Annotated in this window: 13 protein-coding genes; 7 read left to right on the top strand and 6 right to left on the bottom strand. The window is 35.5% G+C overall.

The features are described from left to right. Positions 1-49 precede the first annotated feature (49 nt). Entirely contained in the window at positions 50-814 is a 765-nt protein-coding gene (locus tag ANA_RS14100; protein WP_015080731.1) for an ABC transporter ATP-binding protein, read from the top strand. 74 nt (positions 815-888) lie between these two features. Continuing rightward, positions 889-2,328 carry a GTP-binding protein gene (locus ANA_RS14095; RefSeq protein WP_041458071.1) on the top strand — a complete coding sequence of 480 codons (1,440 nt, stop codon included), beginning with the start codon at positions 889-891 and terminating at the stop codon, positions 2,326-2,328. Between the two features lie 42 nt (positions 2,329-2,370). Here the strand turns inward: ANA_RS14095 and ANA_RS14090 are convergent, their stop codons facing one another. Both ANA_RS14090 and ANA_RS14085 read right to left on the bottom strand, forming a co-directional pair. Next, on the bottom strand, positions 2,371-2,826 hold the full coding sequence (locus ANA_RS14090) for a DUF29 domain-containing protein (protein WP_015080729.1): 456 nt from the start codon (positions 2,824-2,826) through the stop codon (positions 2,371-2,373). A gap of 48 nt (positions 2,827-2,874) precedes the next feature. Further along, a complete protein-coding gene (locus ANA_RS14085; protein WP_015080728.1) occupies positions 2,875-3,690 on the bottom strand; it encodes a SirB1 family protein in 816 nt (271 codons plus the stop codon). An 80-nt stretch (positions 3,691-3,770) separates the two neighbouring features. Between ANA_RS14085 and ANA_RS26040 the strand changes: the two genes are divergently transcribed. The 4 genes from ANA_RS26040 (at position 3,771) to atpC (ending at position 6,685) form a co-directional block, all read left to right on the top strand. Beyond that, positions 3,771-4,055, top strand: coding sequence for a hypothetical protein (locus ANA_RS26040; protein WP_148279056.1), 285 nt, complete (start codon positions 3,771-3,773; stop codon positions 4,053-4,055). A gap of 98 nt (positions 4,056-4,153) precedes the next feature. Next, on the top strand, positions 4,154-4,408 hold the full coding sequence (locus tag ANA_RS14080; protein ID WP_015080726.1) for a TIGR03643 family protein: 255 nt from the start codon (positions 4,154-4,156) through the stop codon (positions 4,406-4,408). A 314-nt stretch (positions 4,409-4,722) separates the two neighbouring features. Then, positions 4,723-6,171: a F0F1 ATP synthase subunit beta gene (gene atpD, locus ANA_RS14075; RefSeq protein ID WP_015080725.1), complete on the top strand. Its 1,449-nt coding sequence runs from the start codon at positions 4,723-4,725 to the stop codon at positions 6,169-6,171. 100 nt (positions 6,172-6,271) lie between these two features. Continuing rightward, the gene (gene atpC, locus ANA_RS14070; RefSeq protein ID WP_015080724.1) at positions 6,272-6,685 is read left to right on the top strand and encodes an ATP synthase F1 subunit epsilon; all 414 of its coding nucleotides are present in this window, start codon (positions 6,272-6,274) and stop codon (positions 6,683-6,685) included. 130 nt (positions 6,686-6,815) lie between these two features. Here the strand turns inward: atpC and ANA_RS14065 are convergent, their stop codons facing one another. Continuing rightward, positions 6,816-10,583 (bottom strand): DUF7149 domain-containing protein, encoded by a 3,768-nt coding sequence (locus ANA_RS14065; protein WP_015080723.1) that lies wholly within the window; start codon positions 10,581-10,583, stop codon positions 6,816-6,818. 209 nt (positions 10,584-10,792) lie between these two features. Between ANA_RS14065 and ANA_RS14060 the strand changes: the two genes are divergently transcribed. Further along, a complete protein-coding gene (locus ANA_RS14060; RefSeq protein WP_015080722.1) occupies positions 10,793-12,868 on the top strand; it encodes an SPFH domain-containing protein in 2,076 nt (691 codons plus the stop codon). A gap of 333 nt (positions 12,869-13,201) precedes the next feature. On the opposite strand, the gene ANA_RS14050 is transcribed toward ANA_RS14060, so the two are convergent. The 3 genes from ANA_RS14050 to ANA_RS14040 form a co-directional block, all read right to left on the bottom strand. Continuing rightward, the gene (locus ANA_RS14050; protein ID WP_015080720.1) at positions 13,202-13,411 is read right to left on the bottom strand and encodes a hypothetical protein; all 210 of its coding nucleotides are present in this window, start codon (positions 13,409-13,411) and stop codon (positions 13,202-13,204) included. A gap of 47 nt (positions 13,412-13,458) precedes the next feature. After that, positions 13,459-14,043, bottom strand: a complete 585-nt coding sequence (locus ANA_RS14045; protein ID WP_015080719.1) for a Uma2 family endonuclease — start codon at positions 14,041-14,043, stop codon at positions 13,459-13,461. A gap of 81 nt (positions 14,044-14,124) precedes the next feature. Continuing rightward, on the bottom strand, positions 14,125-14,547 hold the full coding sequence (locus tag ANA_RS14040) for a DUF29 family protein (protein ID WP_015080718.1): 423 nt from the start codon (positions 14,545-14,547) through the stop codon (positions 14,125-14,127). Positions 14,548-14,766 lie beyond the last annotated feature (219 nt).

The raw sequence follows: 14,766 nt of genomic DNA, 5'->3' as shown, positions 1-14,766 counted from the left end.
ATTAATGGACATTCGCTACAATTATACTTTGACATGAGGATAAATTTCCGTGGATAATACTTTTACGATAACTGATACAAGTATTCCCCAATCTGCACCGCCATCAGGAATTATTCGGCTGGAAAATATTTTCAAAGTTTATGGAATTGGAGAAATAGAAGTTAAAGCACTGAATAATGTAAATTTAGTCATAGAAGTAGGTGAATACTGTTCGATCATGGGGCCTTCTGGTTCGGGTAAATCCACAGCCATGAATATTATCGGTTGTTTGGATCGTCCCAGTGACGGAAATTATTATTTAGATAATTTGAATGTCGCCCAAATTAGTGATACTGAATTGGCGCATATTCGTAATAAAAAACTAGGTTTTGTCTTTCAACAATTCCATTTATTAAATCAATTAACGGCTCTAGAAAATGTCATGTTACCAATGGTGTATGCTGGCGTTAAACCTGGGGAAAGAAAAGATCGCGCGACATCTGCATTAATCAAAGTCGGTTTAGAAAAACGCCTCAATAACAAACCTACCCAATTATCAGGAGGACAACAACAAAGAGTAGCAATTGCCCGCGCCATTGTCAACAATCCCGTCGTTCTCCTCGCAGATGAACCCACCGGCGCACTTGATTCTCACACCACCCAGGAAGTATTAGACCTGTTTAATGAACTTAATAGCAGTGGTATCACCGTTGTTATTGTCACCCATGAATCAGAAGTTGCGCGTCAAACTAAGCGGATTGTTTGGTTTCGTGATGGTGAAGTTGTTCATTCTCATCTTACTCCCCATGAATTACATCAAGTTGTCATATCTTAGGGAATTAAAAATTAAGAATTAAAAATTAAAAATGTAATTACTTCCTATTCCCTATTCGCTGTTCCCTAATCCTAATGAATACTATACCCGAATCCATCCCCAATTGGGAAAAAGAACTAGATAACGTCATTTTTACCTTTGATGATATTCAAGCCGAACTTAACTATAAACAAGCCAAAACCGCACTCAAAAACTTAGTTAATAATCTGGATCTTTCTGCTGCGGAAAAATCAGGTTTAGAAGCAGAAATTAATGATTTAGAAATCATGCTAGATAAACTGGAAAGCATGGTAGTACAAATTGCAGCTTTTGGGATGGTAGGACGGGGTAAATCTTCCCTTCTTAATGCTTTGGTTGGTCAAGAAGTCTTTATTACTGGTCCCTTACATGGTGTTACTCGTGATGCACAAACAGTAAATTGGAGTATTAGTGAAGAAGCTTTAGGAACTTTAAAAGCCACATTACCCAGCAATGGCCAATCCCAAGTCGAATTAATTGATACTCCTGGATTAGATGAAGTAGACGGTGAAACTCGCGCAGCTTTAGCTGAACAAATCGCTAAACAAGCCGATTTAATTCTCTTTGTTATTTCTGGAGACATGACCAAGATTGAACAAATAGCTTTATCGCAATTGCGAGAAGTTGGGAAACCGATAATTTTAGTATTTAATAAAGTTGATCAATATCCCGAAACTGACAGAATCACAATTTATGAAAAAATTCGAGATGATAGAGTGCGGGAATTACTTTCACCCGCAGAAATAGTCATGTCCGCAGCTTCACCATTGGTCAAAATTGCCGAACAAAATCCTGATGGTTCTAGGAGTGTAAAATTGCAAAAAGGTAAATCCCAAGTTGATGAATTAAAATTGAAAATATTGGAAATTCTCCACCATGAAGGGAAGGCTTTAGTGGCTTTGAATACGATGCTTTATGCTGATAATGTCAATCAGCAGTTGGTACAGCGTAAACTAATAATTAGGGAAGAAAATGCTAATCAGTTAATTTGGAAAGCAGTCATCACAAAAGCATTGGCGATCGCTCTCAATCCTGTTACAGTAGTTGATATATTAAGTGCCGTAATTATAGATATCTCCTTAATCTTAGGTTTATCCAAACTTTACGGTATCCCCATGACCGAAACCGGTGCTGTGAAATTACTCCAAAAAATCGCCCTGAGTATGGGTGGTATCGGTGCTAGTGAACTATTAGCAAATTTGGGTTTAAGTGGTTTAAAAACCCTCCTTGGTGTCTCGACAACAGCAACAGCAGGAATGACAATTGGACCCTATTTATCCATAGCCATAACTCAAGCAGGAGTAGCTGGTGTCTCTTCATACAGTATTGGCCAAGTTACCAAAGCCTATTTAGCCAATGGTGCAACCTGGGGACCAGATGGACCAAAAGCAGTAGTTAGTCAAATTTTATCAACTTTAAATGAAACTTCTATTTTAAACCGAATTAAGGATGAATTACTGATTAAAGTTAGACGCAGAAAAAAATCTGAAATCTGATTAAATTTTTAGTAACATACCATCTTCATCTATACTCTGGACTTAGGGCATAAAATCTGCATTGAGAAGCTGAATTAAAGAAAAAGATGGCTGTTCAGGGAATAAAGTTGAAGGAAGTTGATATTTATTTATTGTATCATTTCTAGCATCTGTATAACAATCTAGAAATACATCATTTAAAATACCTTTTAAACTAGGACTATCTGCTAGAGTATAGGCTATTTGTCGTCTTTGTTCAACAACAGTATTACGCCAGCCCCTAGCATTATAATCTTTTTCTTGGGTCCAATATTGTAGTTTTAATAAGTGTTCAATTAAAACAACTAGACGAGTTTTTAGTTCTTTCTTTTCACTCCTTCCCATACTATCGATTTCTTCAATTAAATTCTCAATATCTAATTGTTCTAATTTTCTTTCTCTCAAGATTGCAAGTGTAGTTTGTATCCACAGATAAAAATCTTGCTCATATAATGTTTTATTAGTATCAATGGTCAGCATAACAACTTCTCCTGACTCGATAGACTCTTGATAAGATTATACAACTAACTAATTTAACTTAGCAAGTAATTGACGAATAACATCGGCATCTTTAGCATCAGGAACTTTAATTAAATAAATTTGTAAATCTTCCATAGCTTGAGAAAACTGCCCCAGTTGATAATACAACAAACCCCTATCTCTTAATTCAAAACTTGCTTCTGGAAATAACATTAAAACTCGTTCTACTATTCCCAAACTTCTTTCTAAATCCTGCTGCTGAAGATAAATGTATTTTAAATTAGTCAACATTCTAGCTAAAAATTGCCGATTACTCACAACTGCTAAAAATTCAGGTTTTAGCATTACCTCTTGTTGATAAATTTGTGAAAGCTTTTCTTGACAGTCTTGGGCAAACATCACCTCTCCACCATTAAAAGCATCCACAAAAATGCCTATATCTTCCACATCTGGACGAATCAGGAAATGTCCCGGCATTCCTACCCCTACCATGGGAAAATCAATCCGTTTTGCCACCTCTATATAAACTAATGCCAAAGTAATGGGAATTCCCATTTTCCGTTCAATGACATCATTTAAAAAACTATTGCGCGGGTCATAATAATCAATTTTATTACCATAAAAACCCAATTCTTCGTATAAATATTGATTAATACTTTGAATAATCCGCAGGGGATAGCGAGAAGAAGGCAAACGTTCCTCTAACTCCATTGCCATTGTATCAAGAGCATTTAAATATTCTTCAGGATCAATATCTGGATATTCTTCCTGGGCAATATATAAAGCTGCCTTTGCGAGATTGATATCCTCGTCAGGTTGTTGAATCTCCTGGTAAAAATACTGTCGTGCTAACGAGAAATTCATAAGCAATAAGGATGAAGCGACTGGAGGGAAAGTACAGGGTTTTTTGTACCTGCTCTTATTTTAGAGTATTCAGGCGTTTTATGGAACATGGTCTGGATCTATTCTCTCTTTCCCAATTCCTCGTTTCTCGTTTTCTCGTTCCCAGTCTCCAGACTGGGAATGTTATCTTTCTCGTTCCCAGTCTCCAGACTGGGAATGTTATCTTTCTCGTTCCCAGTCTCCAGACTGGGAATGTTATCTTTCTCGTTTCTCGTTCCCAGTCTCCAGACTGGGAATGTTATCTTTCTCGTTCCCAGTCTCCAGACTGGGAATGTTATCTTTCTCGTTTCTCGTTCCCAGTCTCCAGACTGGGAATGTTATCTTAGAGGTTCTACCTCCAATAAAAAACAATAAAAAAAAGAATTATGATAGTATGATTAAAACAGATTGATAATTATGGCATTTTTATTCAAATTCTCAAAACATGAAATTACCTGACTTAGATGCTGAAAGCATAGATCGTATTATCGAAATGGCTTGGGAAGATCGGACACCATTTGATGTGATAGAAAAACAATTTGGACTCTTAGAAAAACAGGTAATTGCTCTCATGAGAAGAGAAATGAAATTATCTAGTTTCCGAATGTGGAGAGAAAGAGTTACCAAACGCCAAACTAAACATTTAGAAAAGAGAGAATTTATTGCCGGTAGATTTAAATCCCAAAATCAGAAAACATAAATTCACATAAAATTGAAAATTATCTATGATGGGAATTTGGATATTAGGACATCAACTGTCGCTACGACAAGCTACCTGACAAAGCTTTCATCATCACCTGCAAACGTTTGCAAGCAGGATTGAGTTCTAGATAGCGTTTTTGCATCCGATACCAGAAATTTCCAACTGCTTTTAAAAAATCAAGGATCTGGTCTTAATAATGAATTTAAGGCGAAGGTGGAGTCGTTAAGTGCTAACCTAAAAGATGATATCGCTTGATCTGGGGTCTTAAACGACCCACTTGTGAAAACTAGCTTCAATCATTTAGGCGCAGCATGGTCACCACCGCAGAAAAAACAAACATAGGTTACATTACCCAAGTAATTGGTCCGGTTGTAGACGTTAAGTTCCCCGGCGGTAAATTACCCCAAATCTACAACGCTTTAACCATCACAGGCACAAATGAAGCTGGACAAAACATCAGCTTAACCGTTGAAGTACAGCAACTTCTAGGCGACAACCAAGTACGGGCGGTGGCTATGAGTACCACCGACGGTTTAGTTCGTGGGTTAGAAGTAGTTGATACTGGCGCTCCGATTACAGTACCCGTTGGTAAAGCCACACTGGGACGGATTTTCAATGTTTTAGGCGAACCTGTAGATCAGCAAGGTCCCGTAAACGCCGAAGCATATCTACCTATTCACCGTGACGCTCCTAAATTCACAGATTTAGAAACCAAACCTTCTGTGTTTGAAACTGGGATTAAAGTTGTTGACTTGCTCACTCCCTACAAACGCGGTGGTAAAATCGGTCTGTTCGGCGGGGCTGGTGTTGGTAAAACCGTGATCATGATGGAATTGATCAACAACATCGCTACCCAACACGGTGGTGTGTCTGTATTTGCGGGTGTGGGTGAACGCACACGGGAAGGAAATGACCTCTACAACGAAATGATGGAATCTGGAGTTATCAATAAAGATAACCTCAACGAATCCAAAATTGCTCTAGTTTATGGTCAAATGAACGAGCCACCCGGAGCAAGAATGCGGGTTGGTTTGTCTGGTTTGACAATGGCTGAGTACTTCCGTGATGTCAACAAGCAAGACGTATTGCTATTTGTTGATAACATCTTCCGGTTCGTACAAGCTGGTTCTGAAGTATCCGCGCTATTGGGTCGGATGCCTTCTGCGGTAGGATATCAGCCTACTCTGGGTACTGACGTGGGTGCTTTGCAAGAACGGATTACTTCCACCACCGAAGGTTCTATTACTTCTATTCAAGCTGTATATGTACCTGCCGATGACTTGACCGACCCCGCACCTGCAACCACATTTGCTCACTTAGACGGTACAACAGTATTGTCTCGTGGTTTGGCTTCTAAAGGTATCTATCCTGCGGTTGATCCTTTGGGTTCTACTTCCACCATGTTGCAACCCAACATTGTTGGTAGTGATCACTACGATACTGCACGGGCTGTACAATCCACCCTGCAACGTTACAAAGAACTTCAAGACATCATCGCCATTTTGGGTTTAGATGAATTGTCTGAAGAAGATCGTTTGATTGTGGCACGGGCGCGGAAAGTTGAGCGGTTCTTGTCTCAGCCTTTCTTTGTAGCTGAAGTATTTACTGGTTCTCCTGGTAAGTATGTGAAGTTGGAAGACACCATTAAAGGATTCCAACAAATTCTTTCTGGTGAATTAGATGCTTTACCTGAGCAAGCTTTCTACTTGGTAGGCGATATCACTGAAGCTAAAGCTAAAGCTGAAAAGCTCAAAGGCTAATGGGTAATGGGTAATGGGTAATGGGTGATGGGTAAGAAATTTCTCCCAATTACCAATTACCAATTACCAATCACCAATCACCAATCACCAATTAAGAATTATGACTCTGACCGTTCGTGTAATTGCCCCAGACAAAACCGTTTGGGATGCTGAAGCTGATGAAGTAGTTTTACCTAGCACTACTGGTCAATTAGGTATCTTGAGTGGACACGCTCCAATGTTGACAGCTTTGGATATAGGTGTCATGCGTGTTCGTGCTTCTAAAAATGCCCCTTGGCAAGCGATCGCTCTTTTAGGCGGTTTTGCTGAAGTTGATCAAGATGAAGTCACAATTCTAGTCAATAGTGCTGAACGTGGCGACACAATTAACCAGGAAGAAGCCCGTACCGCTTACAACCAAGCACAAACTCTTCTGAATCAAGTACCCGCAGGGGACCGTCAAGCACAAATCCAGGCAACAAAAGCATTTAAACGCGCTCGCGCTCGTTTTCAAGCTGCCGGCGGTTCGGTATAAATCGTATACTGCATCTAAAACTAATGAGGGTGGGCAAATTGCCTACCCTTATTTTATTAGTATTTTAAATAGCTTTATCTTTTAGATATCCGACTTCTTAAAGAAGTCGGATATCTGGGATTTGTGGTGTTTATCCTGCTATAATTTTTATCTCTTCTGCTGTTAATTCGTAAAGTTGATAAACTAACTGATCTATTTCTGTTTCTAATGCAGTTGTATCTGCTTTTGGATCTGATTTTTTAGCAGCGAGGATTTGATTAACTATTGTTTCTAATAACAATTCTTCAGTTTCCGTAGGTTCTTTAATGGGTAACATTTCAATTTTATACTTTTTCCATCTATTTGTACCCATTCCTGTGGTAGTTGAAATCTGGTTAAAATACCATTCTGATAGTTTTGAATTTAAAATTGCTAACAAATATTTAAGTTTTTCACCAGTCATTAAAAAAGCAGTAGCTTCAACATAATAATTAGAATCATCAAACGCAAATTTAGGTTGATCAGAAATTTCACCCCAAACAATTTTAGGTTTTTCAAAATCATCTAAATAAGCACAGTTTCTTAAATTTGTCCAATCTTTACCCTGATCTTGTCTTTGTTCAATTTGAGGAAGAAAAGAAATTAAATAATTATAAATAGATGGATAATTTTCTTTAACTTTTATTCTCTCGATGTTATTTTTTGCCACTCCATTATGTGTATTAATTAGATAAAATCCAGAAAATTCATAACTATATTTTTTTAAGTCTCTACCTCTTAAAATTGGCTGAATTATTTCAGCAGAATTAGAACTTTCAGCAATTAATTGATTTTTAGTTTCCTCATTGATAATAAAAGCTGCATTTAGTCCAGTAAGTAAACCTCTATTAATATTAATATCAAATTCTTTTAAAAGCTTAGAAGATTGCTCTATTTTTTGTTTCAAACTTACAGTTTCTTTATTACCTATAATCCATTCTGATGTATTAGGTATTATAAATTGAAAACAATTTTTATCGAAATACTCATCTAATGAAGAACCGACAAGATAATTATTATTGAGACTAGCAACATCAAAAAATTCATTAACTTTATCTTTTTTCAAGATGATAATATTTGATTCTACAGTAGCTTCCTCAAAAATTTGCATATCTTCAATATTTAATAAAGTCTGAGGTTGCATATTTTCAATTAAATATTTTTTCAGAGAATCACCATAAATAGTTCTTAACCAAGAATTGGAAGTAATGTAAGTTAAAAATCCTGATTTTCTTAACAAAAAACTTCCTTTTTCGTAAAACAAGCAATAAATATCTGAACCCTTTGTATAAGTTTGATAATTATTTTCAAAATAAGCAGTTTGAGATTTTTCTTTAATTTTAGATAGTGAAATATAAGGAGGATTACCAATCATGACATCAAAACCAATAAAATCACCTTCATTATTCAAAACTTCAGGAAATTCAAACCGCCATTCAAAAGCATTTTGATACAATTTACCACTTTTTTTCTCTTCAATTTCAGCATTGAGTTCATTAATTTGCTGTTCTAACTCTTCCTGCTTTTTTTGACGACTTTTTGCTTCTGCTTTACCTTCTGCAAATAATGACTTTTGATCTCGTAAATGACGAAGTTCTGCAATTTTTTGATTTCGCTTTTCTATATTCGGATCATTGCTACTAATTTCTGTACGTATATTACCTTTAATATCATTAATTAACCTCTCCATTTCCTGTTTTTGATCTTTGTTATCAGGGTGGAGATAGGTTTTTATAGCATTTCGATAACTTTCGATATTCCAATCACTTTTTTTCAAAATTGTCCGTAAATTCCAATTTAAAGGAAAACGACTGATTAAAGAATTTCCAATTTTAATATTAATATCAATATTTGGTAAAGTTTCCAATTCTCCTATATTCCCCTCTCCTGGTAGGGGTGAGACTTTATAATAAGCATTCTTTAAAAGCTCAATCCACAAACGTAACCGACAAATTTTTACTGAATTGGGATTTATATCTACACCAAATAAACAATTTTCAATAATTGTCTGTTTTTCATGGAAAATTGTTTCTTGTATGCGTCTACTTTCTGAGTTTTTAGGATTATATGTGAAAAATTTTCCGTCATCATCTGTAATAATTAACTCATCATTTTCAATTTTTATATCATAATCTCTTAAAGTTTTTCCCTGTCTATCAAGTAAAACTTTCAAATCACTTTTAATAGTAATAATTTCATTTAAAGCTGAAACTAAAAAATGTCCAGAACCTACTGCTGGATCACAAATTTTTAAACTATTAATAATCTGATTAGCTTCTTTTTTATCCGTAATTCTATCATATAATTCGTCAATATTTTCACAGTTCCAACCTTTAATTTCTTTGAACTTCTGTAAAACTGCTCTGCGAATAGTTTCCCGACACATATACATAGTAATAAAACCAGGAGTAAAGAAAGAACCATCTTTATAACCGTTAATTTTCTCAAAAATCAAACCTAAAACAGAAGCATTAATTAAAGTTTTATTTTCTTCTTGGATTTCTTCTGCACCTTCACTGCTAAAATCGTAAGCATCAAGAAATGCAAAAATATATTCTAGTGCTTTTAATTTTCCTGTCCGTATATTACCATTATCTTTAAGAACGGTTTTATTGAAAATAGAAAGTTTTTCATCATTGACTAAATTACTAATAACTATTGTTTGATGTTCAATTTCTGATATTTCAAATAAAGAACTATTCAAATAAGGAATATTAGCAACAAGAGTTTTTATATGTTCGTCTCTTTCATCTGGTTTATGAGATAAAACACCAAAAAATAACCGATTGAGATTACCAAAATCTTGAATTTTTGCTGTATTGAGAAATGCAAAAGATTTATTACCTTGACGATAGTTAATTAGTTGGGATTCTAATAGTTTCAAAAAGAGAATGCGATTAATCCAAGTAATAACTAATTCTAAACTAACATTAAAAAGTTTCTCTTCGGTATTTTCTCCAAATTGTTCGGAATTTGATAATCTATCAATCTTGTGTAATTCTTGCAACCGAGTGATAGTATTTTCAATTAATGAACCCTGTTCCCTTTCATTAATTGGTTTACGCTGAATTAATTTTTTACTACCTTCTTTAATTTCCGTTAAACCCAGAATGTGTAGTAATTCACTATAAAAGTTTCTATTTAAACTATTGCTATCATTAATAGTAGGTAACTTTAATAAATGTTGTGGTGAAAACAGCTTAAATAAAGGAATCAGTTTTTGATCATTTTCAGGATTTTGATTAATTAAATACTGTTCATAATCTTTAATATCAAAATGTGTAAAAATTAGTTCATTTTGAATTTTATCTATTGCAGGTTGAGCAATTTCTTTATAAAAAAAGTCTGTGCGAGAATTAGATAGACGTTTTTCTTCAAAATCAGTAAATTGCTTGACTAATTGTTTATTCTGAACAAACAGATTCTCAAAAAGTGTTGCATCAAAAATGAACCATTCATAAATATTAGTAGCAATTAAATATTTAGTTTCTGAATTTTTATTTGTAATCCGTTCTCGTAAAAAGTATAAAACTAATTGTTGTAATGCTTTAGTATTTAAATTATCAACCTTGAGCATTTCATTATTATTTACCTTTTTAGCTTCTAAAATCACACCAACATTGCTTTTAGTATCTTTGCCATTATAAATCACCAAGTCATTACTTGCTTTAATATTGATCAAATAATCAGCACCGTAATAGGTATTTTTCAAAAAATCAGTCAGAATATTCTTATGAAATTCCTCTCTTTCGTTTTCATCAATTTGATTAAGTAGTGTAATCAGATTCCTTTTAAATATCTCAAACTCATTTCTAATTGGTTTAATTCTCAGAAATGCTTTGCTTAATGCTTGTCTAGGTTTAATTTTATTGTTAATCATCAAAAATTATAATTTTATTGTTAATATTCAGCATTGCATTCATTTTAGCATTGAATTAAAATTAAGAAATATATTGTAATATTTGTTAACAAAATTTAAACCTTAAAAAAATTGGAAGTCTGGTAAAAAATTACATTAAGTTTCAGAAAAATCATTCCATCCTGATGAAGTGATACCTTAGATGATTAATCGCCCAAAGAGGCAGATATATGAAAAGCTTTCCATTTTCTCTTGATAAAAGTAAGCAAAATAAATTTGTCAGCTTGGCTACATCTGCAATTGCAGCCTTAGCCTTAGCCGGTGGTGTTAATGCTGTTAATGCCACTCCCATAAAAACACTGACAGCCAAAGAATTAACTTCTGTCTCAATCCCCTCTACCCAAACCCAACAATCAGTTACTCAGTCTGTAACTGGCCAAATCCCCTATCAAGCCATGGGGATTGAACCTTTAATCATTATTCCTGTGATCATTATTGGTGGTTGTTTCTTCTTTGGTGGACTGGTAGTTATCGGTGAACGGGAAGTTGGTATTGTTGTCAAAAAATTCACCCTTTCCGGTAAAGGACTACCTCCTGGTAGATTAATCGCTTTGAATGGTGAAGCGGGCTTACAAGCGGACACCCTCGCCCCTGGTTGGCACTGGGGTTATTGGCCTTGGCAATATGCAGTTAAAAAAGAATCAGTAATTGTTGTCCCCCAAGGTCAAATCGCTCTGATTGTCGCCGCAGATGGCGCTTCTAACCCTCCAGAACGGATTTTGGGCAAAATTGTCGAATGTGATAATTTTCAAGATGCTCGGAAATTCTTAACCAAAGGTGGGGAGAAAGGACGGCAAATTGCTTTTATCACCGCAGGTACTTACCGCATCAATACAGCGCTGTTTAAAGTGATTACAGCCGGAAATGCCAGTCTAGAGGGTATGCGTCCAGAACAGTTAAAAATCTATGAAATAGCCGCAGAAAAAGTTGGGATTGTGACTACTTTGGATGGTTCACCAATTGCCGCCGGTGAAATTGCTGGGCGTGCTATTACTGGACATAATAATTTTCAGAATGGTCAAAAGTTTATTGACGCTGGGGGACAACGGGGTTTGCAAGAACAGGTATTATTGTCGGGTTCGTGGAATCTGAATCCTTGGTTGGTAAATATTGAACAAGTACCGATGACTGAAATCCCTATCGGTTATGTGGGTGTGGTGATTTCTTTTGTCGGTGAAGAACAGGAAGATGTGAGCGGGGCATCTTTCACTCACGGAAATTTGGTCAATCAAGGACATAAGGGTGTTTGGGTTGAGCCTTTATATCCTGGGAAACACCCGCTTAACACTAAAGTGATGAAAGTTGAACTAGTGCCGACAACGAATATTGTCTTAAACTTTACTGATAGAATTAGTGGTCAGCATGGGTATGATACAAATCTAAAGGCACTGAAACTTCTGTCATTTGATGGTTTTAGCTTTGATTTGGAGATATTCCAAATTATCCACATTGGTGCTTCAGATGCACCGAAAGTTATTTCCCGCTTAGGTTCGATGCAAAATGTCATTGATCAGGTTTTGCGTCCCATTGTGGGGAATTATTTCCGCAACTCGGCTCAAGAATATACTATCCTGGATTTCTTGATTGCCCGAAGCGAGCGCCAAGTAGAAGCCTCTGAATACGTTAAATCTGCCTTACGTGCTTATGATGTCCAAGCAGTGGATTCGTTGATTGGTTTGATTACCCCACCGAATGAATTAATGCACACGCTGACAGACCGGAAAATTGCTGAGGAACAACGCAAAACTTACGAAGTTCAGCAAATGGCACAAACCCAACGGCAAATGTTGGTCAGGGAAACAGCGATCGCAGATATTCAGCAAGATTTGGTAAAATCGGAACAAGGTGTGACAATTGCCGAGTTACAAGCTAACGCCCAAATTCAGCAAGCAACAGGTGAAGCTGAAGCTATTAAACTCAAAGCCATAGCTGGAGCAGAAGGTATCCGAGCCACAGGTAACGCCAAAGCAGAAACCTACCGGACAGGTGTACAAGCAGTGGGTTTACAAGGTTACACAGCTATGCAGTTGATGGAAATTGTCGGTGATCATCATGTCCGCATTATTCCTGATATCATTGTTGGTGGTAATAATGGTAGTAATAACGGTTTAGCAGATGGTTTGTTGTCTATGATTCTTTGGAATCAAACTAATAGCAAAACCCATCCAGAATCGAAAATCCCTACACCTCCACCTCTTCCTAATCCCATAGTTCCTAAACCTGAATCAACTAATCAAAATAGTTAAGCTTTGGCGACTAGAAGTCGCGGCTACACAAATAAAGTCCGCCGGCGCGGACTAAACAAAAATCAAAGGTTTGAAACCCACCTGCGTGGGTTTTTCCTGTGTAGACGCGGTTTCTAACCACCGATTTAATAGTTAGTGAAATTCGACAAGCAACAAATTTATTGGTGCGTATATTATCCAAGCGATTTGGAAAATTGAGCAATAACCATATTGAAAATATCAGCAATCTAACAAATTTGAATAAAATAATTTGACCAACTATTGCCATTTTTCTATGATATCCGCTTCTGTGTATTCAGGGAGATGATCATTTTCTAAACCTCTCATGGCCTGTTAAAGAGAAAATTGATTCCATTCTTGATTTTCTGTATTATTTATATATGGTAACAAGGTATTATAAAGCGTTAGTTTTTCTTGTTGCAATACTTCTTGAACTATCTCCTTAATCAAGGCTTTTAATTCTTGGGTTTCCATAATTTGACCTTTTACAGCAGATTTCGCTCTTGTAGTGCGGGCATCTTGCCCGCTGAATATGTACCTCATAACACCAGAAATTGCTGTATATCGTAAGTAATTATCCGAACTTGATATTATTCTTTATCGTCAAAATTAACATCTTGATAAATGTCTACTAAACTAATTTCAAAATCAAGATATTGCAATTTAACAATATCATTTTCACATTTATATTCTCTAAAAATCCATTCTCCCTCATTAGTTTTGCTATAGTGCATCACTTGATATTGATTTTGTTCTACTAAAACATATTCTTTAAATTGGGGAATAGAACGATAAAAAGTAAATTTATCCCCTTGATCATAATTTTTTGTAGACTTGGATAAAACCTCAACAATTAACAAAGGATTAGTCACAGTAGTATTATTTTTACCTGCATAAATAGGTTTTCCATCAGTTACAATCACATCAGGATAAGTATATTCTCTATATTCAGGAATCCATAAACGCACATCTCCAATAAAAACACGATATTTTTTTCCTCTAATAACATATAATAAAGATGATGCAAAATTAAGCGCGATTTGATTATGATTTGTCGTGCCACCAGTCATAGGTATAATTTCTCCATTGCGATATTCGCTTTTATAAAGTGCTTTTTCTTCTAATTCTAAATATTCTTCAGGGGTGTAAATATGTTTGCGAGTTTGTAGTTTCATATTGTTTTCCTTAATTTGGTTTATTAATTGTAGATAGTTAATAGGAAAAGAATTTTTTCATTAATCAACTTCGCGCTTTATTTAATTAAAAATAAAATTTAATGCCTGTTTAATAATTAATTCTTGATCTACCATATTTTTTAAGGTTAATTCATCATAAATTCCGCCAAAAGCTTCTAAAGAAGCATTATCTAAAGCTCTATTATAAGCTTCTGGTAAAATTTCTTCTATTTCTTTTTTTTCCATGTAATATCCTCCAGACTTTCTGCGTTTGTTGATCCGCTCAATTGCATCAATAGCATTCCGAATGGAAACATCCCAAGCATGAGTTGTCCTTTTTTCTGCTTGTTGTTTAATTAAATGGACTAAAAGCACTACACAATAACTATAAATTTTATTGATTTTATCTTCTTTACTCATTTCTTCTAATTCATCAATTAAAGATAGAGCCGCTTCTAGGTTGCCAGAAACCACTAATTCTCTGAGTTCTAGTAATTCTTCCATGATTTGCTCTCTCCTTGAAGTTTGCTATTTCTAGCATAGCGCTGATAACGCTATCAACGACAGATACACCACTAAGGATAACGGTTGTTGTCCAAATTTTACCAATTTCTGCTAGAGTATGGGCGATATCGCAAGCTCTGACTTATCAGTTCGCTTCCGTATCCGCAGCAAGCACAATCACAACACATAAAATTCAGAAATTAAGCTCCCACGAAGAAG

The organism is Anabaena sp. 90 (assembly GCF_000312705.1).
Taxonomy (GTDB): Bacteria; Cyanobacteriota; Cyanobacteriia; order Cyanobacteriales; family Nostocaceae; genus Dolichospermum; species Dolichospermum lemmermannii.
Note: the sequence above shows the minus strand (reverse complement) of the source record. Positions and strands in the feature narration are given on the sequence as shown.

Coding starts and splice junctions, on each gene's coding strand:
- ANA_RS14095 (WP_041458071.1), top strand. CDS start 889: ATGAATACTATACCCGAATCCATCCCCAATTGGGAAAAAGAACTAGAT.
- ANA_RS14090 (WP_015080729.1), bottom strand. CDS start 2,826: ATGCTGACCATTGATACTAATAAAACATTATATGAGCAAGATTTTTAT.
- ANA_RS14085 (WP_015080728.1), bottom strand. CDS start 3,690: ATGAATTTCTCGTTAGCACGACAGTATTTTTACCAGGAGATTCAACAA.
- ANA_RS26040 (WP_148279056.1), top strand. CDS start 3,771: ATGGAACATGGTCTGGATCTATTCTCTCTTTCCCAATTCCTCGTTTCT.
- ANA_RS14080 (WP_015080726.1), top strand. CDS start 4,154: ATGAAATTACCTGACTTAGATGCTGAAAGCATAGATCGTATTATCGAA.
- atpD (WP_015080725.1), top strand. CDS start 4,723: ATGGTCACCACCGCAGAAAAAACAAACATAGGTTACATTACCCAAGTA.
- atpC (WP_015080724.1), top strand. CDS start 6,272: ATGACTCTGACCGTTCGTGTAATTGCCCCAGACAAAACCGTTTGGGAT.
- ANA_RS14065 (WP_015080723.1), bottom strand. CDS start 10,583: ATGATTAACAATAAAATTAAACCTAGACAAGCATTAAGCAAAGCATTT.
- ANA_RS14060 (WP_015080722.1), top strand. CDS start 10,793: ATGAAAAGCTTTCCATTTTCTCTTGATAAAAGTAAGCAAAATAAATTT.
- ANA_RS14050 (WP_015080720.1), bottom strand. CDS start 13,411: ATGAGGTACATATTCAGCGGGCAAGATGCCCGCACTACAAGAGCGAAA.
- ANA_RS14045 (WP_015080719.1), bottom strand. CDS start 14,043: ATGAAACTACAAACTCGCAAACATATTTACACCCCTGAAGAATATTTA.
- ANA_RS14040 (WP_015080718.1), bottom strand. CDS start 14,547: ATGGAAGAATTACTAGAACTCAGAGAATTAGTGGTTTCTGGCAACCTA.